The 20,821-nt window shown below is 36.5% G+C and carries 22 protein-coding genes and 1 other RNA gene; 21 read left to right on the top strand and 2 right to left on the bottom strand.

Annotation, left to right across the window (positions count from 1 at the left end; all coding sequences use genetic code 11):
* The first annotated feature begins 72 nt into the window (after window positions 1-72).
* From gyrA to CLU97_RS10865, 6 genes are all read left to right on the top strand, one after another.
* Window positions 73-2,667: a DNA gyrase subunit A gene (gene gyrA, locus CLU97_RS10890; RefSeq protein WP_121487948.1), complete on the top strand. Its 2,595-nt coding sequence runs from the start codon at window positions 73-75 to the stop codon at window positions 2,665-2,667.
* 30 nt (window positions 2,668-2,697) lie between these two features.
* Window positions 2,698-3,729: a tetratricopeptide repeat protein gene (locus tag CLU97_RS10885; protein ID WP_121487947.1), complete on the top strand. Its 1,032-nt coding sequence runs from the start codon at window positions 2,698-2,700 to the stop codon at window positions 3,727-3,729.
* Window positions 3,730-3,948: 219 nt separating this feature from the next.
* Window positions 3,949-4,785, top strand: a complete 837-nt coding sequence (locus tag CLU97_RS10880; RefSeq protein ID WP_121487946.1) for a 1,4-dihydroxy-2-naphthoyl-CoA synthase — start codon at window positions 3,949-3,951, stop codon at window positions 4,783-4,785.
* A gap of 75 nt (window positions 4,786-4,860) precedes the next feature.
* On the top strand, window positions 4,861-5,790 hold the full coding sequence (gene menA, locus CLU97_RS10875) for a 1,4-dihydroxy-2-naphthoate octaprenyltransferase (protein ID WP_121487945.1): 930 nt from the start codon (window positions 4,861-4,863) through the stop codon (window positions 5,788-5,790).
* Between the two features lie 18 nt (window positions 5,791-5,808).
* On the top strand, window positions 5,809-6,255 hold the full coding sequence (locus CLU97_RS10870; protein ID WP_121487944.1) for an SRPBCC family protein: 447 nt from the start codon (window positions 5,809-5,811) through the stop codon (window positions 6,253-6,255).
* A 116-nt stretch (window positions 6,256-6,371) separates the two neighbouring features.
* Window positions 6,372-7,058: a metal-dependent hydrolase gene (locus tag CLU97_RS10865; RefSeq protein WP_121487943.1), complete on the top strand. Its 687-nt coding sequence runs from the start codon at window positions 6,372-6,374 to the stop codon at window positions 7,056-7,058.
* 117 nt (window positions 7,059-7,175) lie between these two features.
* Here the strand turns inward: CLU97_RS10865 and ffs are convergent.
* Window positions 7,176-7,273: signal recognition particle sRNA small type (ffs, locus tag CLU97_RS10860), an RNA gene on the bottom strand.
* Between the two features lie 131 nt (window positions 7,274-7,404).
* Here ffs and CLU97_RS10855 point away from each other — a divergent pair.
* From CLU97_RS10855 to CLU97_RS10795, 13 genes are all read left to right on the top strand, one after another.
* Complete coding sequence (locus CLU97_RS10855; RefSeq protein ID WP_121487942.1) at window positions 7,405-8,007, top strand: DUF4199 domain-containing protein; 603 nt, start codon at window positions 7,405-7,407, stop codon at window positions 8,005-8,007.
* Window positions 8,008-8,023: 16 nt separating this feature from the next.
* Complete coding sequence (locus CLU97_RS10850; protein ID WP_121487941.1) at window positions 8,024-8,974, top strand: glycosyltransferase family 2 protein; 951 nt, start codon at window positions 8,024-8,026, stop codon at window positions 8,972-8,974.
* Window positions 8,974-9,366 (top strand): hypothetical protein, encoded by a 393-nt coding sequence (locus CLU97_RS10845; RefSeq protein ID WP_121487940.1) that lies wholly within the window; start codon window positions 8,974-8,976, stop codon window positions 9,364-9,366. Before CLU97_RS10850 ends, CLU97_RS10845 begins: the two co-directional genes overlap by 1 nt.
* A 326-nt stretch (window positions 9,367-9,692) precedes the next feature.
* Entirely contained in the window at window positions 9,693-10,394 is a 702-nt protein-coding gene (locus CLU97_RS10840; RefSeq protein WP_121489713.1) for a GIN domain-containing protein, read from the top strand.
* 56 nt (window positions 10,395-10,450) lie between these two features.
* Window positions 10,451-12,166 carry a phospho-sugar mutase gene (locus CLU97_RS10835; protein ID WP_121487939.1) on the top strand — a complete coding sequence of 572 codons (1,716 nt, stop codon included), beginning with the start codon at window positions 10,451-10,453 and terminating at the stop codon, window positions 12,164-12,166.
* 17 nt (window positions 12,167-12,183) lie between these two features.
* Window positions 12,184-13,095 (top strand): hypothetical protein, encoded by a 912-nt coding sequence (locus tag CLU97_RS10830; RefSeq protein WP_147436471.1) that lies wholly within the window; start codon window positions 12,184-12,186, stop codon window positions 13,093-13,095.
* A gap of 28 nt (window positions 13,096-13,123) precedes the next feature.
* Entirely contained in the window at window positions 13,124-14,377 is a 1,254-nt protein-coding gene (locus tag CLU97_RS10825) for a pyridoxal phosphate-dependent aminotransferase (RefSeq protein WP_121487937.1), read from the top strand.
* A gap of 116 nt (window positions 14,378-14,493) precedes the next feature.
* On the top strand, window positions 14,494-15,084 hold the full coding sequence (locus tag CLU97_RS10820; RefSeq protein WP_121487936.1) for a hypothetical protein: 591 nt from the start codon (window positions 14,494-14,496) through the stop codon (window positions 15,082-15,084).
* A gap of 127 nt (window positions 15,085-15,211) precedes the next feature.
* A complete protein-coding gene (locus tag CLU97_RS10815; RefSeq protein ID WP_121487935.1) occupies window positions 15,212-16,198 on the top strand; it encodes a phosphatase PAP2 family protein in 987 nt (328 codons plus the stop codon).
* A gap of 140 nt (window positions 16,199-16,338) precedes the next feature.
* Window positions 16,339-17,061 (top strand): 3-deoxy-manno-octulosonate cytidylyltransferase, encoded by a 723-nt coding sequence (gene kdsB / locus CLU97_RS10810; RefSeq protein WP_121487934.1) that lies wholly within the window; start codon window positions 16,339-16,341, stop codon window positions 17,059-17,061.
* 84 nt (window positions 17,062-17,145) lie between these two features.
* Window positions 17,146-17,808 (top strand): histidine kinase, encoded by a 663-nt coding sequence (locus tag CLU97_RS10805; RefSeq protein WP_121487933.1) that lies wholly within the window; start codon window positions 17,146-17,148, stop codon window positions 17,806-17,808.
* A gap of 35 nt (window positions 17,809-17,843) precedes the next feature.
* Window positions 17,844-18,419 (top strand): glutathione peroxidase, encoded by a 576-nt coding sequence (locus CLU97_RS10800; protein WP_121487932.1) that lies wholly within the window; start codon window positions 17,844-17,846, stop codon window positions 18,417-18,419.
* 75 nt (window positions 18,420-18,494) lie between these two features.
* Window positions 18,495-19,010 carry a VOC family protein gene (locus CLU97_RS10795; protein ID WP_317125981.1) on the top strand — a complete coding sequence of 172 codons (516 nt, stop codon included), beginning with the start codon at window positions 18,495-18,497 and terminating at the stop codon, window positions 19,008-19,010.
* Between the two features lie 100 nt (window positions 19,011-19,110).
* On the opposite strand, the gene CLU97_RS10790 is transcribed toward CLU97_RS10795, so the two are convergent.
* The gene (locus CLU97_RS10790) at window positions 19,111-19,767 is read right to left on the bottom strand and encodes an NAD(P)H-binding protein (RefSeq protein WP_121487931.1); all 657 of its coding nucleotides are present in this window, start codon (window positions 19,765-19,767) and stop codon (window positions 19,111-19,113) included.
* 118 nt (window positions 19,768-19,885) lie between these two features.
* On the opposite strand from CLU97_RS10790, the gene CLU97_RS10785 reads away from it, so the two are divergent.
* Window positions 19,886-20,239: an MmcQ/YjbR family DNA-binding protein gene (locus tag CLU97_RS10785; RefSeq protein WP_121487930.1), complete on the top strand. Its 354-nt coding sequence runs from the start codon at window positions 19,886-19,888 to the stop codon at window positions 20,237-20,239.
* 82 nt (window positions 20,240-20,321) lie between these two features.
* The gene (locus tag CLU97_RS10780) at window positions 20,322-20,813 is read left to right on the top strand and encodes a YbaY family lipoprotein (RefSeq protein WP_228437646.1); all 492 of its coding nucleotides are present in this window, start codon (window positions 20,322-20,324) and stop codon (window positions 20,811-20,813) included.
* Window positions 20,814-20,821 lie beyond the last annotated feature (8 nt).

Below are 20,821 nucleotides of genomic sequence, written 5' to 3'. Positions count from 1 at the left end.
ATAAAAATTGGAAATAAATAATTTTCAGACTTACAGCTAAAGGTTTGAATATCATTACAATAAAATTTGTTTATGCAAAAAGAAGGAGAAAGACTGATTCCTATCAACATTGTTGATGAAATGAAATCGTCTTATATCGATTATTCGATGTCCGTTATCGTTTCAAGAGCGTTACCGGATGTAAGAGATGGCTTGAAACCCGTTCATAGAAGAGTACTGTATGGTATGTATGGATTAGGGGTGTTTTCTAATAGAAAATATTTAAAATCTGCGAGAATTGTTGGGGACGTTTTAGGTAAATATCACCCGCACGGAGATTCCTCTGTTTACGATGCTATGGTAAGAATGGCTCAGGACTGGAGCTTACGTTATCCTCAGGTAGACGGGCAGGGTAACTTCGGTTCAATGGATGGTGACCCGCCTGCAGCAATGCGTTATACCGAGGCAAGATTGAAAAAAATCTCTGATGAGATTCTTTCAGACCTTGACAAAGAAACAGTTGATTTCCAGAATAACTTCGATGACAGTTTACAGGAACCAACAGTAATGCCTACGAAAGTTCCAAATCTTTTGGTAAACGGTACTTCAGGTATTGCAGTAGGGATGGCAACCAATATGGCGCCGCACAACTTATCAGAATCTGTAGACGCTATCTGCGCTTATATTGATAATAAAGACATTACAATAGACGAGCTGATGCAGCACATCATTGCACCGGATTTCCCTACAGGGGGTATCATCTATGGATATGACGGTGTAAGAGATGCTTTCCACACAGGAAGAGGTAGAGTTGTTTTAAGAGCTAAAGTAAACTTTGATGAAATTGGAAACAGAAACGCTATTATCGTTACTGAGATCCCTTATCAGGTGAACAAGGCTGAAATGATCGCCAGAACAGCGGAACTCGTTAAAGACGAAAAAATTCCTGGTATCCATGAGATCAGAGACGAATCGGATAGAAAAGGACTTCGTGTTGTATACGAACTGAAAAACGATGCAATCCCGAATGTAGTTCTTAACCTATTATATAAATATACGGCACTTCAGACTTCTTTCAGTGTAAACAACATTGCATTGGTACACGGAAGACCGGAGCAGCTGAACCTTAAAGATATTATTCATCACTTTGTAGAGCACAGGCATGAGGTAATCGTAAGAAGAACTCAGTATGAGCTTAAAAAAGCGAAAGAAAGAGCACACATCCTTGAAGGGTTCATGAAAGTGATCGGAACTCAGGATGCTCTGGATAGAGCCATTTCTATTATCCGTCACAGTGCAAATCCTCAGGCTGCAAAAGAAGGCTTAATTGAGGCATTTGAACTTTCAGACATTCAGGCACAAGCGATTCTTGATCTTAGATTAGCCCGTCTTACAGGAATGGAGCTTGATAAGATCCGTGATGAGTATGATGCAATTATGAAAGAAATTGCGAATTTGGAAGATATCTTAGCCAACGAGCCAAGAAGATTCCAGATCATCAAAGACGAACTGATCGAAATCAAAGAAAAATACGGGGACGAAAGGAGAACGGAAATTGATTATTCCGGAGGAGAAATGTCTATTGAGGATATTATTCCGAATGAATCTGTAGTTCTTACTATCTCTCATGCAGGATACATCAAGAGAACTTCACTTTCAGAATATAAAATTCAAAGCAGAGGAGGTGTAGGAAACAAAGCCGCTACAACAAGAGATTCCGATTTCCTTGAGTATATTGTTTCTGCAACCAACCACCAGTATATGCTATTCTTTACAGAAAAAGGAAGATGTTACTGGCTGAGAGTATTTGAAATTCCTGAAGGTTCTAAAACAGCAAAAGGAAGAGCAGTACAAAACCTTATCAACATTGAACCAGATGATAAGATCAAGGCATATATCAGAACCAATAACCTTAAGGATTCTGAATATGTAAATCAAATGAGCGTTGTAATGGTTACCAAAAACGGTACAATCAAAAAAACATCATTAGAAGCCTATTCAAGACCAAGAGTAAATGGGGTAAATGCTATCGAGATCAGAGATAATGACCAGCTATTAGGAGCTTATCTTACGAATGGAACTTCTCAGATCATGATTGCAACTAAAAATGGTAAATGTATCCGTTTCCCGGAAGAAAAAGTAAGAGAAGTAGGTAGAGGATCTATCGGGGTAAGAGGTATTGCCATGGAAGATAATGATGAAGCTATTGGTATGATTGTTGTGAACGATGTAGAGAACGAAACAGTACTTGTAGTATCAGAAAAAGGATACGGAAAAAGAACTGCAGTGGAAGACTACAGAATTACCAACAGAGGAGGGAAAGGAGTAATCACCCTGAACATTACCGAAAAAACAGGAAATCTGATCGCTATTCAGAACGTAACAGATGAAGATGGATTGATGATCATCAATAAATCAGGTGTTGCCATCAGAATGGGAATGGATGAAATGAGAGTAATGGGTAGAAATACTCAGGGAGTGAAGCTGATTAATCTTAAGAAAAATGACGAAATTGCTGCTATTGCAAAAGTAGAAATGGATAAAGATGTAGAAGAAGATTCTGAAGAGCTTGAAGAAGGGGAAGAAGGAGTAGGAAACCTATTTGATAACCAGGAAAATAATGAAGCACCTCAGGCTGAAAATGAAAACACAGCAGAGGAAAACGAGAATTCTGATTCTGAAGAATAAATTGTACAATATAAATATAAAATAGTTATTATGAAGAAACTAATTTTAGGAATGGCTATCGTAGCATCTGCTTTTGCTTTTGGGCAGAAAAAAGATGCCGCTGCTTTGAATGCTCAGCTTCAGGAAGCGAACAAAGTTGCTATGGATGCATATAATGCAAAAAATTATGCAGCAGCAGCACCAAAGTTCATTGAAGTATATGACTTACTGAAGTCTAGCGGTCAGGACAATAAAATATATATGTATTATGCCGGTCTTAGCCATGCGTTAGCGAACAACAATGACCAGTCTATCAAAATATTTACAGACCTTGTTAATTCCGGATTTACAGGAGTAGAAACTACTTACACTGCTAAAGAAAAGAAATCAGGACAAGTGGTAAATCTTGATAAATCTACCTGGGAGCTTATGAAAAAGAATTCAGACTATTCTGACTTCAAAACTGAGCAGACAAAAAGTATAGAACCAGATTTATATGAAACATTGTCTTCATTGCTTCTTAACGCAAAAAGCCCTGAAGCGCTTACAATTATTGAAAAAGGATTAGCAAAATTCCCAAATAATGCTAAACTTAAAGAAGCTCAGACTACAGCATACCTTCAGTCTGGAAACACAGATAAATTTGTTTCAGGATTGAAAGAACAGTTGGCTAAGAACCCAAGCGATCCTACAAACTGGTATAACCTTGGAGTAATGCAGGCTAAAACACCAGCCACTGTAAATGATGCTATAGAATCATTCAAAAAAGCAGTTGAGCTTAAGCCGGACTTCTCTGATGCATACCAGAACCTGGTGTATACTATTATTGGTGATGATGCTAAAGTAGTAGGGCAAATTAACGCTTTGAGAAAAGATAAGCCGGATGACGCTTCTAAATTGATCGACGAAAGAAGAGAAAGATTTACAAAAGCATTACCATATGCTGAAGGATGGTATAAGGCAAATCCAAAGAGCATTGATGCAGTTTCTGCATTAAAAGAAATTTACATGGTAACTAAAAACATGGATAAAGTTAAAGAAATGAAAGCGAAAGAAGCTGAACTTAGTGGAGCTGCCAAGTAATCATTAGATAACTCAATAATATAAAGCCGGAACAGAAATGTTCCGGCTTTTGTTTTGATTAAAATCAGCCACTTTTAATCAATCTGAAATTACCCTTTTGCTAAATATTTTCAGCCAAAAATCCATCATTCAAAATTTCTCTTCCCAATAGCAATGATCGTAAATTTCCCCTATAGAAATTCTCTGTAATTCCGTATCTTTGAGAAAAATTTTTATAAGATGATCGAGTGGAAAACCGCCAAGGAATACGAAGATATTACCTATAAAAAATGTAACGGAGTAGCAAGAATTGCTTTCAACAGACCGGAAGTTCGTAATGCGTTCAGGCCAAAGACAACTTCAGAATTATACGATGCTTTTTATGACGCTTCTGAAGACCCTTCAATAGGTGTTGTATTGCTTTCAGGAGAGGGGCCAAGTTCTAAAGACGGAGGTTGGGCTTTCTGTAGCGGAGGAGATCAGAAAGCAAGAGGAGATCAAGGGTATGTTGGAGAAGATGGAAGACACCGTTTGAATATTCTTGAAGTTCAGCGTTTAATCCGTTTCATGCCGAAAGTGGTTATCGCAGTGGTTCCGGGATGGGCAGTTGGTGGAGGACACTCGCTTCATGTAGTATGTGATTTAACTTTAGCAAGTGAAGAGCATGCAATCTTCAAGCAGACAGATGCGGATGTGACAAGTTTTGACGGTGGTTATGGTTCTGCTTACCTTGCTAAAATGGTAGGTCAGAAAAAAGCCCGCGAAATCTTCTTTTTAGGAAGAAATTATTCGGCTCAGGAAGCTTTTGAAATGGGGATGGTAAACAAAGTTGTTCCACATGCAGAATTAGAAGATACAGCCTACGAATGGGCTCAGGAAATATTGGCTAAATCTCCAATGTCTATCAGAATGCTGAAGTTTGCGATGAATCTTACAGACGATGGTATGGTAGGACAGCAGGTATTTGCAGGAGAGGCAACCCGTTTAGCATACATGACCGAAGAAGCTAAAGAAGGAAGAAATGCATTCCTTGAAAAAAGAAAGCCCAACTTCGGAGAAGATCAATGGATATCATAACATTAGTGATGAGTAATAAGTAATGAGCAATATTCTTCATTACTTATTACCCATTGCTTATTACTTATAAATAGTATGACGGATTGGATAAAAGCCGCAAGGCTAAGAACTTTACCGCTTTCACTAAGCGGAATTATTATGGGAGCTTTCATTGCAAAATGGAGACTGTACGGAGAAGGCGGAACCTGGGATTGGAAGATCCTTGCACTCGCTCTTTTGGTAACGCTTTTATACCAGATTTTATCAAATTATGCCAATGATTATGGTGACGGAGTAAAAGGAACTGATGCCAAAAGAATCAATGAAGCAGAAGCCAGAGCTGTAGCATCAGGAAAAATTACCGCCAAACAGATGAAAAATGCAGTGATTCTTTTCGCAGCATTGTCTTTCATTGCTACCATTGCTTTGCTGTACGTAGCTTTCATTCCGAATTATATGAATGAATTCTATATCTTCATAGGATTAGGAATAGCATGTATTCTTGCAGCCATTGGATATACGGTGGGTAAAAAACCTTACGGATACATGGGACTGGGAGATATCTTCGTGTTTATCTTTTTTGGATTGGTTTCCGTATGTGGAAGTTATTTTCTGTTTACAAAAACGTTCAGCTGGGATATGTTATTACCCGGAACGGCTGTAGGAATGATGAGTATGGCGGTTCTTAACCTGAACAACATGAGAGATATCGAAAGTGATAAATTATCAGGAAAAAACAGCTTTGCATTGAGAATCGGATTCAAAAATGCAATGATCTATGAAATGGTGCTGTTACAGCTTCCATTATTGCTGATTCTTATGTTTTTAGGAATAAATGGATTCATGCAGGGGCAAAACTACTATGTTTTTATTGTAATGATTCTGTTATTCCCATTATCAAAATTAAGAAGAAAGATTTTGTCCGTAAAAGAACCGAAAGAATTAGACCAATATTTAAAACAGGTAGGAATCATGACGTTTGTAATGGCTATTCTGACGGCGGTCGGACTTAATTTATTTAACTAATTTAAAAATAAAACACTTATGAATTCCAATGTCTATGTTGAAGCTCAAATGCTTATCAGAAAACCAATTGAGGATGTTTTTGAGGCATTCATCAATCCGGAAGTAACCACTCATTTCTGGTTTACAAAATCTACAGGAAAACTGGAAGAAGGTAAAACAATTACCTGGGAATGGGAAATGTATGGCGTAAAATCCGAAGTGAAAGTTCAGGAGATCATCCTAAACCAGCTGATCAGAACAGAGTGGGGAGAACCTTCAACTCATGTAGACTATGAATTCAAAACCATGGAAAAAGGAACTCTTGTTATCATTAAAAGCTACGGATTCAGCCAGACGGGCGAAGATCTGTTAAAAGTTATTAATGACAATACAGGAGGTTTTACAACAGTCTTAGATGGGTGTAAAGCTTATCTGGAACATGGAATTAATCTCAGACTGATTGAAGATAAATTCCCACAGAAATAAAATTAAAGAAAACACGAATGACACGAATGCTTTCATAAATATCACTAATCTGATTGTGCTGTTTGTGAAATTATTTGAGTCATTTGTGTTTAATAATATTTGAAATTAAATTTAAAATGAAAATACAATTCTTAGGACAAAACTGTTTCCTGTTCACGTACAAGGACAAAACAATTTTGAGTGACCCTTTTTACAATTACAAAAAAGCAGAATCAGGTTTTGATATTGCTGCTCAAAAAATCGACTATATCCTTTTGACCCATGCGCACGGTGATCATATTGCTGATGTAGCAGAAGTATTGCAGCATTATCCTGAAGCTACCATTATTGGAGTTCCTGAAGTATGCGGTTACTTCCAGCAGGCTAAAAACAGAGATGATGTGAACTTAGGAGGATCGGCAAAAATCGACGATCTTAAAATTTCCATGGTTCCGGCTCACCATACAAGTTCTTTCCCGGATGGAAGCTATGGAGGCGTTCCTGTAGGGTATATCTTCAGACTTCCTGAAGGTAAGAATATCTATTTGGCAGGAGATACAGGAGTAATGGCTGATATGGAGCTGTTCCCAAGACTATACGGAAACATAGACCTATCTATTCTTCCAATCGGAAGCCACTACACTATGTGCCCTAGAAAAGCTTCTTTTGCAGCAGCAGAGCTGTTAAAAACACCGAAAGTAATCGGATGCCATTTTGATACTTTCCCTGCTATTGAAATCAATCATGAAAGCGCATTAAAGCATTTTGCAGATAAAAATGTAGAACTTGTTTTACCAAAATTAGGTGAGACATTCGAATTTTAATCAATAACTGAACCGGAGGTAATCTGAAAATTAGAAAAATGAAAATGATGCGTAAGGTATTAAAAACAAAAAAAGATAATTATCAAATTACCTCTCTTCTTACTTTAGATCAAAAAAAAATGGCAAGCTACCTAAATCACACCGCTACGACCAATTACCTTTGCTGCGTTCCCACCCTGGAGGATTCTCAGGAGCTGGTTGTTTAGGACTTGCCGTTGCAAAGGTAGGAATATTTTATAAACTTCAAAACTTTATTAAAGAAAATTAGTTGAAAAAATGCAGTGGTAAGGCTAAACGCCTGACATTTAGAGGGAAAATTTTTCAACTTTTTTCTAAAAATTTAAATATGACGAAAAGTCCATCAACACTAGGAATTATACTTTTTATCGCTACAATGATCGTTTTTTTTGTAGTATATACATTTTTTTCAGGAATCAATTATTTTGATATCTCATTGAAAGCCAATGCTTTTGTTTTGCCTCTTCTTTATGCCGGGGCAGCATTCTGGTCTGTAAAATCTTATTGGAATACCCATAGAGTAGTAAAATTCAAAGACGCTTTCAAAAGAGCATTCGTCCCGATGTTTGTGGGAGGAATTCTTTCCATTTTCAGCATTTATGCCTTTTTAAACTTTGTAGATCCGGCAGCCAAAAACCTGTTGAACTACCAGTATGTTCAGAGACAAAAATCGGAGCTGGATACAGAATATACCTCTGCAAGAAAAATTCTGAAGCATCAGAAAGATATTGATGAGCTGGATCAGAAGTATAAAGAAAGATTACAAAGCTTCACACCAGAGGCGGTTAAAGGAAAAGACATGCTTACTGCAAGTCATTTTTCAGGATATTTTGCAGCAATTCTTATATTTTACGTAGTTTTGTCGGTGTTTTTCGGAGCGTTTTTCAGAACAAGAACACTACATCAGCCCGAAGAAACCAATCAAGCCTAATTTTTATTAAAATTAAATGAATTTATCTATAGTTATTCCGTTACTGAACGAAGAAGACTCTCTGGAAGAGCTTTTTTCAAGAATTGATAAAGTATGCACAACCAGCAATTTATCTTACGAAATCTGGTTTGTAGACGATGGAAGTACGGATTTGTCGTGGAGCATTATTGAGAATATGAAAGTTCAGTATCCTCAGATCCACGCTATTAAATTTTCCAGAAATTATGGAAAATCTCAGGCGCTTCATGCCGCTTTTGAAAGAACAAACGGAGATGTTGTGATTACAATGGATGCCGATTTACAGGATTTCCCGGAAGAAATTCCGGAACTTTACAATATGGTAATCCATGATAATTATGATATTGTTTCAGGTTGGAAAAAGAAGCGTTTTGATAATGTAATGACGAAAAATATTCCGTCAAAATTATTCAATGCCGCCGCAAGAAAAGTTTCAGGAGTTTACCTTCACGATTTCAATTGTGGCTTGAAAGCTTACAAAAAACAGGTCGTAAAATCTGTTGATGTTTACGGCGATATGCACCGTTATATTCCAGTACTGGCTGCCAATGCAGGCTTCAGAAGAATTACGGAAAAAGAAGTACAGCATCAGGCAAGACCTTACGGAACTTCAAAATTCGGAACTGAAAGATTTGTCAGAGGATTTTTGGATTTGATAACCCTTTGGTTTGTAAGCCGTTTTGGAGGAAGACCAATGCATTTCTTTGGAGCTGTTGGTACTTTGATGTTTATTGTTGGTTTTCTTTCTGCGCTTTGGTTAGGAATCTCTAAACTGATTGATGTAGCAAGAGGAATCTACGGACATTTAATTACGAATAATCCATGGTTCTATATCGCATTAACGATGATGATCATGGGAAGCCTTCTGTTTGTAGCAGGATTCTTAGGAGAAATGATTATCAGAACAAACCGCGAGCACAAGAATTATAATATTGATGAAGTGATATAATGGAAGAAAAGCTGCCAAAAATTTATTCTAAAAAAACCATTTTAGGATTTTCTATTTGTTTTTCAACGCTTTTCGGAGGGGTTTTGTTATACCAAAATTTAATTGAGGCTAACAAAAAGAAAGAAGCATATACCGTATTGGCAATTTCTATTCTGCTGACGGTTATCACAGGAGTTATTGTAAACATCCCGGAAGAGCCTAAAAGTTCATTGGCTTATTTATGTGGTCTTGGTGGGGGATGCTTACTCTCTTACTACTTTATGCCAAAATATTTTCCGGATGAAGAAAAATATTCAAAAAAAGCGATATGGAAACCTTTGATTATTGGGGTTGTTATTGTTGCAATCCTTTTAGCTTTAATCATTTATGGTGCTTCTGTGGAAAATAGCTAGAACAAAAAACTATACCTTTTATCAGTTATTATAGGCTAATAATGAAATATAATAAAAAGCACTCTGCAAAAAACAGAGTGTTTTTTGTATTTTGAACTTATCAGATCAAAAGCAAAAGTAAAGCATACAAAGAAATAGTCTTTTCCTGAAAAGCAGAAAATTAAAAATATCAGGTATTTTATTGTCAAAAGACAAAGATTTTTAGAAATTTTAATCCTATTTTTGTTTAAAGTAATATTGAAAGTCCTTTGAGAGACATGAAAAAGCTTTCAGAGATTTTCAGTAAAAATCGTTGCGATTATAATATAGAATATTTAAAATTAAATATGAAAAAAGTTGTATACACATTAATGCTGGTGGCAGTTGTTTCCTGTGGAAAAGTTTCTCCAAAAGGAAATATTGAAAAGAAAGATGTGGATGTTTCGGAGTTTGTAAACCTTGATTTAGAAGGAAAATTCCGTGTATTTTATGCCAGAGGTCCGAAAAATTTTGTGGAAATAGAAACCTATCCAAATGTGGCGGGCAATCTGGATGTGGATGTAAAAGATAAAACTCTTTTCATTAAAGAAAAAAGAGGGACAAAAGGAGTTGATTTTTACAACGTGACGATTTATTCAAAATACAACCTGGAAAAAGTAGCCGTTTCTGATTCTGTTGAAGTGAATATTTCAAGTGAAATCAAAACAGACAATTTCAGACTCAACATGAAAAATAATGCGAGCTTCATGGGATCTGTAAACACCAGAAGAGCAGAAGTGGAAATGCAAAACAGAAGCCGTGCTAATTTCCTTGGATTGTCAAAAAATGCAGTGATAAAGATTTCAGATACAGCAAGTTTAATTGCGCCTTACTGGAAAATCACCAATCTGAATATTGATTCTAAAAACGGAAACTATGCAGAAGTAAATGTAAAGGATTCGTTAAAAGGACATATTCAGAATACTGCAAAATTTATCTATTATAACGATCCAATCAGAGCTTTCAAAATTGATAAAACAACGAAAGTCGAAAACAAAAAACTGGATTAAAACAGTATTATTTAAACTAGAAACTTTACAAACTATAAAAGAACAACAATACAAATATGAATACATTAGAAAAAGCGAAACTTTGGTTAAGTGATACTTTCGATAAAGAAACGAGAGATGCTGTACAAACATTGATCGACAGCAATTCCCCTGATCTGGAAGATTCTTTCTACAGAGAACTGGAATTCGGTACAGGAGGTATGCGTGGGATAATGGGAGTAGGAACCAATCGCTTGAATAAATATACACTGGGACAGGCTACTCAGGGATTGGCAAATTATATGCTGCAGCAGTTCAAAGGTGAAGAAATTAAAGTGGCTATTGCTTATGATGTTCGTCATAATTCCAAAGAATTTGGAAAGTTGGTAGCAGATGTTTTGACAGCAAACGGAATTAAAGTATTGCTTTTCAAGGATCACAGGCCGACTCCTGAATTGTCTTTCACAGTTCGTGATAAAAAATGTAATGGAGGAATTGTATTAACGGCTTCTCACAACCCGCCAGAATATAACGGGTATAAAGTATACTGGAACGATGGAGCACAAATTGTTCCGCCTAATGATGAAGCGATTATCAATGAAGTATATTCTGTGAAATTCGAAGAAATTAAATTCAACGGAAATGATGATCTGATCGAGTGGATCGGAGAGGAGCAGGATGATGTGTATATCGATGCCTGTATTGAAAACTCTACCTATCAGAATGTTGGAAAAGAAAATTTAAATATCGTTTTCACATCTATTCACGGAACAACGTATACAACAGTTCCTAAGGCTCTTGAAAAAGCAGGATTTAAAAAAGTAGATCTTGTAAGAGAACAGATGATTCCAAGCGGAAATTTCCCTACAGTAGATTCTCCAAACCCGGAAGAGCCTGCAGCATTGGAAATGGCAATGGATCTGGCAAGAATTACTAATGCAGATATCGTGATCGGAACAGATCCGGATGGAGACAGATTAGGGATTGCAGTAAGAAACCTTGATGGTGAAATGCAATTATTAAACGGTAACCAAACCAATACAATTCTTACTTATTATATCCTGAATGAATGGAGAAAACAAGGGAAAATTACCGGAAAAGAATTCATAGGTTCTACGATTGTGACTTCAGATATCTTCTTTGATATCGCACAAAAATTTGGGGTAGAATGCAAAGTAGGTCTTACCGGATTCAAATGGATCGGAAAAATGATCCGTGAAGCAGAAGGTACACAGAAATTCGTATGTGGTGGTGAAGAAAGTTTCGGATTCATGACCGGAGATTTTGTGCGTGATAAAGACTCTTGTGGAAGTATCCTTATAGCTTGCGAAATTGCTGCCTGGTGTAAGGCTAACGGAAGAACAATGTATCAGTACATGATCGAGATCTACGAAGATCTTGGAATGTATTATGAAGGATTAATCAATATCGTAAGAAAAGGAAAAGAAGGTGCTGAAGAAATTCAGAATATGATGAAAAACTTCCGCGAAAATCCTCCAAAAGAACTGGCAGGTTCATTGGTAGAAGAAGTAAAAGACTTTAAGGAACAGACAAGTCTTACTATTTCTACGAACGAGAAAAAAGTAATGAATGACATTCCGAAGTCAAACGTTTTGATCTATTACACTCAGGATGGAACAAAAGTATGCGTAAGACCTTCAGGAACAGAACCCAAAATCAAGTTCTATGTTTCAGTGAAAGATTCCGTTACTTCAGAAGCAGATTTCAGAGATAAATTAAAATCATTGGAAGCTAAAATCGGAGCCGTTAAAACAGATTTAAAACTGGATTAATACTCTGAAAATAGCAGATGATTAAAAAAATAATAGCAGTTTGCCTATTGTCTGCAGCTGTAGTTTCCTGTAAAAAGGAAGCTGCAGTTGCAGATACAAAACCGGTAAATGATTCGGTTGCTACAACGAAAGTCAAAGAAGATCAATACAAGCCCATAGACACAGTGTGTTCATCCACCAACAAAACGGAGGATTATATCACGTCACTTCAATGGTATCGTACCAAAATCGAAAAAGAAATACCAGGAAACAGTCCGGAACAGAATGATAAAGTATACGAGGATTATTTAAAAATAAGAGGAAAGTATACCGAATGTCTGATGAATATGCATACTGATGTCTTAGATAAATATGTGAATTATTATAATTCCGAAAAGGATCAGTACAACCTTCCGGATAATGTTAAAAAAATAGCCTCAGAACTCAAAAAAGCAGGTCTTGAATTCAGGGAAGTAGGAGAAGGAATGACTGAAATATGGACCATTCCGGGATATTATTCTTCACTTTTTAAGAATAAAGTAACTCCGGATTATGAAGCCTATATTTCTCAGACTGACAAAGAAAGTGAAACCAATTATGCAGCAGATGCAGGATTGATAATCAGCTGGGAGCAACTGGGAAACAGGCTGATGTTCTGGGAAAATTTTATGAATAAATATCCTGAGAGTAAGCTGATAAAGACTGTAAAACAAGACTATAACTACTACCTGTCCGATTATCTTCTGGGAATGGATAATACGCCAACCTACGAAAGAGATCAGGACAAAGGAACCGGAAAACTAAACGATGAAAACACAGCGGAATTTAACAGGATCATTAAAAAATATCCGAATTCCAATACGGCAAAAAAAGCAAAAGAAGTAATCACTCTTTTTGATGCACAAACGCCCGTAGATCAAATAGATGAGAGAATTAATGGAGAACGATAATATTAGTAAATTTTAAATAAGAAAAAAAGTGAAAGTTTCAAAATTAGCAGCGAACCTGATCGGTTCTGAAATTGTAAAAATTGGTAACGAAGTAAATGATCTAAAAGCAAAAGGAGCGGAAATTGCCAATCTTACTATTGGTGATCTGAATTCTAATATCTATCCTATTCCGGCATTGCTGAAGGAAGAGATTCAGAAAGCATATCAGAATAATCTGACGAACTATCCTCCTGCCAACGGACTTTTATCTTTAAGAAAAGAAGTTTCCAAAGACCTTAAAAAAAGATGGAACCTGGATTATTCTCCGGAAGACATCCTGATCACAGCAGGATCAAGACCTTTGATCTATGCCGTGTACAAAACCATCGTAGACGAAGGAGATAAAGTAGTATATCCTACACCATCTTGGAACAACAACCACTATGCTTACCTTACTTCAGCCAACGCTGTAGAAGTAAAGACAAAACCGGAAACCAACTTCCTTCCAACAGCAGATGATTTAAGACCTCATTTGGATGGAGCCGTATTATTGGCATTGTGTTCACCATTGAACCCTACCGGAACTATGTTTACAAAAGAACAGCTTTCAGAAATCTGCGAATTGGTCATTGCTGAAAACAAAAAAAGGGGAGCAGATGAAAAACCGTTATACTTAATGTATGACCAGATTTATTCTTGCCTTACTTTCGGGGCTGAGCACGTAGATCCGGTTTCTCTTTTCCCGGAAATGAAAGATTATACGATCTATATCGACGGTATTTCAAAATGCCTTGCAGCAACAGGAGTACGTGTGGGTTGGGGATTCGGTCCCGCTCATATCCTTGATAAAATGAAAGCACTTCTTACCCACGTTGGAGCTTGGGCACCAAAACCGGAGCAGGAAGCAACCGCTAAATTCTATGAAAATCACGAGAATGTAGATACTTTCGTTAATGATTTTAAAGCTAAACTTGAAGAAAGCCTAAAAGTTCTTCACAACGGAGTTCAGGATTTAAAAGGAAAAGGACTTGCTGTAGACAGTATTGAACCAATGGGAGCTCTTTATCTTACCATTAAATTAAACTATATCGGAAAAACAAAACCAGATGGGGCGGTACTTGAAAACTCTTCGGACCTTGTTTTCTACTTAATTAATGAAGCAGGAGTGGCGTTAGTACCATTCTCAGCTTTCGGAGAAGAAAAATCAGAACCTTGGTTCCGTGCTTCTGTAGGAGGATTAGCCGTAGATGAGATCAAAGGAATGCTTCCAAAACTGGAAAGCGCTTTGAACAAATTAAAGTAATTTTCCAATAAAATATAAGCTTCGACTCTGCCTGGCATGACACTGTTTGATCTCAAAAAGAGTATTAGACATGTCACGCTGATCGGAGTCGAAGCGTTTTTATATCCTATAAAACCATGAAACCTCCACGGAAATCCTTTCTTGAAACAAAATATTTATTTTTTTCAACACTGGTGATCATCACGGTAGTCATTCTAAGTGTATGGCTTTCAGGAAAAGCAGATCATCGTTCCCTTTTTCAGAATTCAATCTTATCAACATCCGTTTTGGCCGGAGCATTTTTCCTGTTTATCAGCATAGGTCTCTATTCTGGCTTAAAATTAAAAGATAATGTAGGAAATATTTTAAACAAAGAAAGAATACAAAGGTATGCAGATAAAACGCCAAAATTTAATGGTTTCGAATTTGATCCACCCGCTGTAGGGGATGGAATAGGAGGTGTTCTTCTTTCTATTCTTGCATGGATTGTAATTTCCATTCTGCTCATTTTTCTTTCTTATTTTTTCGGACTTTTCTTTTGGTCAGCCGTATTTCTGCTGGGAGCAATTTTGTATTGGGTGTTTTTCAGAGCGCTCAGATTGGTTTTCAAAAACTCAGGAAAATGTAAAGGAGATTTGCTAAAAAGCCTTGGGTTCGGACTTTTTTACTCTTTTCTTTATATTTCATGGATGTATGGAATTATTTATTTGATCAAATATTTAAACTGAAGTAGCGTTTATTTATAAAAAATTAAATAAATATTAAAAATCAGGTTGCTTCTTTGTACTAAGCTCAACTAGGGATTACCTTTGGGGCTTTTACACACTTAAATATAATAAAGTCGAAAATTACACGATGAAAAAACTGAGATTTCTACTCTTACCAGTTTCAATATTGGTATGCTCACAAGAGATTGACACATTGAAGGTGAAAGAGCTTCCAAAAGAACTGGAACTGCCAAAAGTACAAACCTACACCCTGAAAGACGGATCTGTCCGGACCTATCCAAAGCCGAAATTATTAGATTTTGTAACCAAATTACCCAGAAACTTTATCAACACCAATAAAGATTTCGTGGCTCAGGACCATGCCTATTATCTGGGAGGAGCTGTTGCAGCAACGTTGATTCTCCTGCCATTTGACCAGAAACTGATCGACAATTCCAGAGAGCTGGCAGAAAGATGGGGAATGGATAAAGATAATAACTACACCAAAGTAGGTGGAGTTTTTAAAATCCCGAAAGATATAGGATCTACCCTGTACCTGATAGGAAACGGTTCCACATTAGTATTATTAGGAATTGGTTTCGGGACGTATGGGTTGATTAAGAATGATTACAGAGCACAGGCCACAGCCAGCGGTTTGATGGAAAGTTTAATTCTTTCCGGAGTTTTCACTCAGACCCTTAAAAGAATTACCGGAAGAGAAAGCCCGTTTATTGCAGAAGAATACGAACATAAAGGAGGGGCATGGAATCCTTTCCCAAGTTTCTCAGCCTTCGGAAAAAATACCTCGAATTACGATGCTATGCCATCCGGACATTTAACCACTTTTATGGCAGGTATCACCGTGATTGCAGACAATTATCCCGATGCAAAATGGATTAAACCTGTAGGATATACACTGGCAGGAGCACTATGCTTTCAGATGATGCAGAGTAAAGTTCACTGGGCTTCAGATTATCCTTTAGCCCTGTTAATGGGATATTTTATCGGGAAAACCATCTCAAAAAGCAGATATACTTCATCAGAAGGAACTATCGGAAAAACAAAATACAATCTCAATTTTACCGCGTCCCGCCAATGGGAATACAATATGGTAGGAGTAAAACTCTCTTTTTAAGCTGCTGAAATCTCTGTTTTGTAGAGTAAATAAGATACTTTTCACTACATTTGGTCTCAGGATAAAAGGATTATTCAGGCTTTTGAAAATGCCGGAATGAAACCTGTTGATTTTAAAAGAATTACTTAATATCGTATTGAATGAAAATAATCGCTGTCATCCCTGCCCGTTACGAAGCAAGCCGTTTTCCGGGGAAATTAATGCAGATTTTAGGAGAAAAAACCGTGATCACCACCACCTATCAGAACGTAGTGGAAACCGGGCTGTTTGATGAAGTATTTGTAGCTACAGACTCCGAAATTATTCTTGATGAAATTGTAAAAAACGGTGGTAAAGCCGTAATGACAGGGCAACACGAGACAGGAAGCGACCGTATTGCTGAAGCAGTACAAAATATAGACTGTGACATCGTGATCAATGTTCAGGGAGACGAACCTTTCCTGAAACTGGAACCTTTACGCCAGCTGATTGAAGTTTTTAAACATGATGACCAGCAGGAAATTTCCTTAGCTTCTTTAAAAATTCAGCTGCATGAAAAAGAAGAAATTGAAAATCCGAATAACGTAAAAGTAATTACTGATAATAACGGTTTTGCCCTGTATTTCAGCCGTTCCGTAATTCCTTTTCACAGAGAGATTTCCTATGATGTAAGCTATTTTAAACATATCGGCGTATATGCCTTCAGAAAAGAAGCCTTGCTGCAGTTTTCAAAACTGGCAATGAAACCATTGGAAATTTCTGAAAAAATTGAATGCATCCGCTATCTGGAATACGGAATGAAAATCAAAATGATAGAAACCAATTTCGTAGGAGTAGGCATAGATACACCGGAAGATTTGGAAAAAGCCCGAAAGTTAATTTAGAATAAGCAAATTAGCGAATTGGCCTTTTAGCACTTTTGCAATTTCACATAAATCCCCCTATATTTGAATTTATAAATAAAATTAATGAAGAAGTTACTACTCGTATTTGGACTGATATTTTCGCATGTAATATTCGGACAGACCGCAAAGGAAATTATTGACAAGAATATTGAATTATCCGGAGGGTTAACCAATTGGAAATTGTTGAATTCAGTATTGCTTCAGGGAAAAGTAGTATTGGGAATCAAAGATGAGTATCCGATAAGAATTTTTCAGCAGCGTCCGAATCTTACTAAAACATTGATTACTACCGGAGGAAAAGAAACCGCGATTGAAGGTTTTGACGGTTCCAAAGGCTACGCAATGAACTATGCGGCCAATAAGCTTCAGGAATACCCTGAATATGTGCCGGAAAGTTTTGATAACGACTTCATTGACTGGGAAAATAAAGGATTTGATGCCAAATACCTTGGAAAAGAAAAGGTAGGAGAGATCTACTGCCATAAAGTGGAACTTACCAAGAACGTTAATAAGAATATGTATTACTTCGATACAAAAACTTATATGCTGATAAAAGAAGTGAAAAAAGATGAAACGCTTGTCTATTCTGATTTTAGAAAAGTAGGAAACCTTACAATGCCTTTCAGAATAGAATCTTCAAGTACTAAAAAAGACGGAGATTATGTGATGTTATTAAACAAAATAGACATTAATAAAGTATTTCCGGCTAATATTTTCAAGTTTTAATCCAACTGCAGTCCGCTGTACAAAATGATAAAAAAATGAAAAAGATTTTTTTAATGCTGCTTTCCTTCGTCGCATTTCTGCAAAGCTGCACCAACCAGAAAAGTGAAATTTCAAAAACCAAAACCAACGAACTTATGGGAAAAACAATATATGACTTCAAAGTAGAAAGTCTTGATGGTAAAGAAATCAACTTTGCAGATTTCAAAGGAAAGAAAATCCTGATTGTGAATACTGCTTCAGAATGCGGATTTACCCCTCAGTATGCAGATCTTGAGAATTTGTATGAGCAATATAAAGATAAATTGGTAGTTATAGGTTTCCCTGCTAATAATTTTGGAGGACAGGAGCCAGGAACCAATACTGAAATTGGAGCTTTCTGCCAGAAAAACTATGGGGTAACATTCCCGATGGCGGCTAAAGTTTCTGTAAAAGGCGATGATACAGCTCCTATCTTTAAATTCTTGACAGAGAAAGAATTAAACGGAGTAAAAAATACAAGCATCCTCTGGAACTTCACCAAATTCCTGGTAGATGAAAACGGAAAGCTGATAGACACTTTTGTAAGTACTACAAACCCTAACGGTGAGGCGATTACAAAGTATCTGAAATAAAGATAAAAAACTATATTTTTACAAGTGGGTGTTTACATCCACTTTTTTTATTTTTAAACTTAATAAACGATCTCTATGAAAAAAATAATTTTTACCCTTTGTGTCCTGGCTTCATTTATGTTAGGATTTGCTTTTAAGGCTGTTAAGGAAAACAGTTCTGATGATACGAAAAGAGTAACCGGCATTGGCGGTATCTTTTTTAAATGCAAAGATCCTAAGAAAATGAGAGAATGGTATGAAAGCCATCTTGGTCTCAATACGAACGAATATGGAGCCGTATTTGAATGGTTTCAGGGTGCTGATAACTCTAAAAAAGGATTCAGTCAGTGGAGCCCATTCAGTGAAAAAACAAAATATTTTTTGCCTTCCGAGAAAGATTTTATGATCAATTACCGTGTAGAAAATCTTGAAAAGCTGGTGGAGCAGTTAAAAAAGGAAAATGTAATCATAGTTGATAAGATAGAAACGTATGAATATGGGAAATTTGTCCATATCATGGATATTGAAGGCAACAAAATAGAACTTTGGGAGCCTAATGATGTTGAATACGAGAAGTTAGGACAGAAAATGAACAGTAAAACAACAAAATAGGTAATAGATTATAAGTGATAGGTAGCAGGAATTAGGTTTTAGGGAAATTACTAAGAAGGTTTTCCTCTTTAACACGAAATACATTACCTCTCATCCCAAATCATTCATTACTTTTCTCTGCAAAACAAAAGATATTTCCAAGTTTTATACTGGAGTAGCCGTTGCTTTTTATTTTTGAAGAATTAATCATTGCCTTTGCCAGAATATCAGTTGGCAGAGGCTTTTGACTTTCCAGTAAACCTAATTTATTCGCGAATTTGATGATCCGGCTGCCTAAAACTTCTCCGGTTCTTTCAGAATCTTTTCGTTCAAGCATTCCCGGTTTGAAAATAGTAATCTTATTGAAATGTAATTGTTTTACAGCTTCTTCCAGTTGTCCTTTCATTTTAGAATAGAAAATCTTAGAATCGGGATTCGCGCCATAAGCTGACACCAGAATATAATCTTCCACCTGATTCTCTTTCGCTGCTTTTGCAAATTCATACTGATAGTCAAAGTCTACTTTCTTTTGGGCTTCCTTGCTTCCGGCATCCTTTAAAGTAGTTCCCAGACAAGAAAATGCTACATCTCCTTTCACCATCTCTTTCCACTCCTCAGGCTTTTCAAAATTCACAACATGAACTTTAAGCTTATTATTCTGAATATCGACAGGTTTTCTGACAAAAATATCCACTTCATCAAATTCTTTGTCATTCAATAATTGATTGACGAGATCTTTTCCTGTGGCACCTGTAGCGCCTATTACCAGAGCTTTCATAATAATTGTGATTTTGCGGGATTATTTCTTTCTTAAATTTACTAAATTTGAATCAAAGATTAAAGAATTATATCATTTAATCATTACTAATTACTGATCACTCATTACTCATAATTGCATGGATGCCAACGAAATTTTAGACTATTGTCTTGCTAAAAAAGGAGTTACGGAAAGCTTTCCGTTTGATAACGAAACACTTGTACTTAAAGTAGATACCAAAATGTTTTTACTGATGGGCCTTGAAAGACAGCCTTTGGCAATTAATGTAAAAACAGATCCTGAGTGGAGTGCAGAACTTCGTGAGCAATATCCTCAGATTACAGGAGCCTATCATATGAACAAAACCCACTGGAATTCTGTATTACTGGATGGCTTGAAAAGAGATCTGGTCTTTAAACTTATTGATCAGTCTTATGATCTTGTTTTTAAATCTCTGACGAAAAAAGCTCAGAATGAAGTGAATTCACTATAAATGATTGAAAATAATTGAGGTACGAAATTTGTTGTCTATTATCGGTGAAATATATATTTAACGTTAATAAAATAAAGAACAAATGAGAAACTACCTTTTATTATTCGCAGCAACAGGAGCTTTAATGCTATCAAGCTGTACCAATCCGGTAAAGAAAAGTACTACAGAAAATCCAACTCCTGAAGCCTCCACGGCAGAAGCTTCCTCTGAAAATCTTAAACTGGAATTTACAGGTTCAGATCATTTTGCTATTAAAAACCCTAAATTTAAAGTAAGTTTATATGCTCACGATCCGCTTATGGCAGATGCTCCGGCTACATTAATTACCGAACAGGAGTATGAACAGACATCGGTGCCGTTTACAATCGATATGCCAGTTCCTAAGGATGCTGCCAGTCGTATTGATCCCAAAATTGCAGACCGTATGAAATATTACGTTTCCATCAAATGGGATTCTGACGGGGATGGCAAAGCAGGGGAAAAAAGAGATATTTATATTGACCATGACAAAGAATTTCCTAATGTGAAATTGAATGGAGAGCCACAAAAGATTTATCTTAAAATATTGAAATAAATAAAAAG

The sequence above is a fragment of the Chryseobacterium sp. 7 genome (genome assembly GCF_003663845.1).
GTDB lineage: Bacteria > Bacteroidota > Bacteroidia > Flavobacteriales > Weeksellaceae > Chryseobacterium.
The sequence above is the reverse complement of the archived record's forward strand: the minus strand, read 5'-3'. Positions and strand labels throughout refer to the sequence as shown.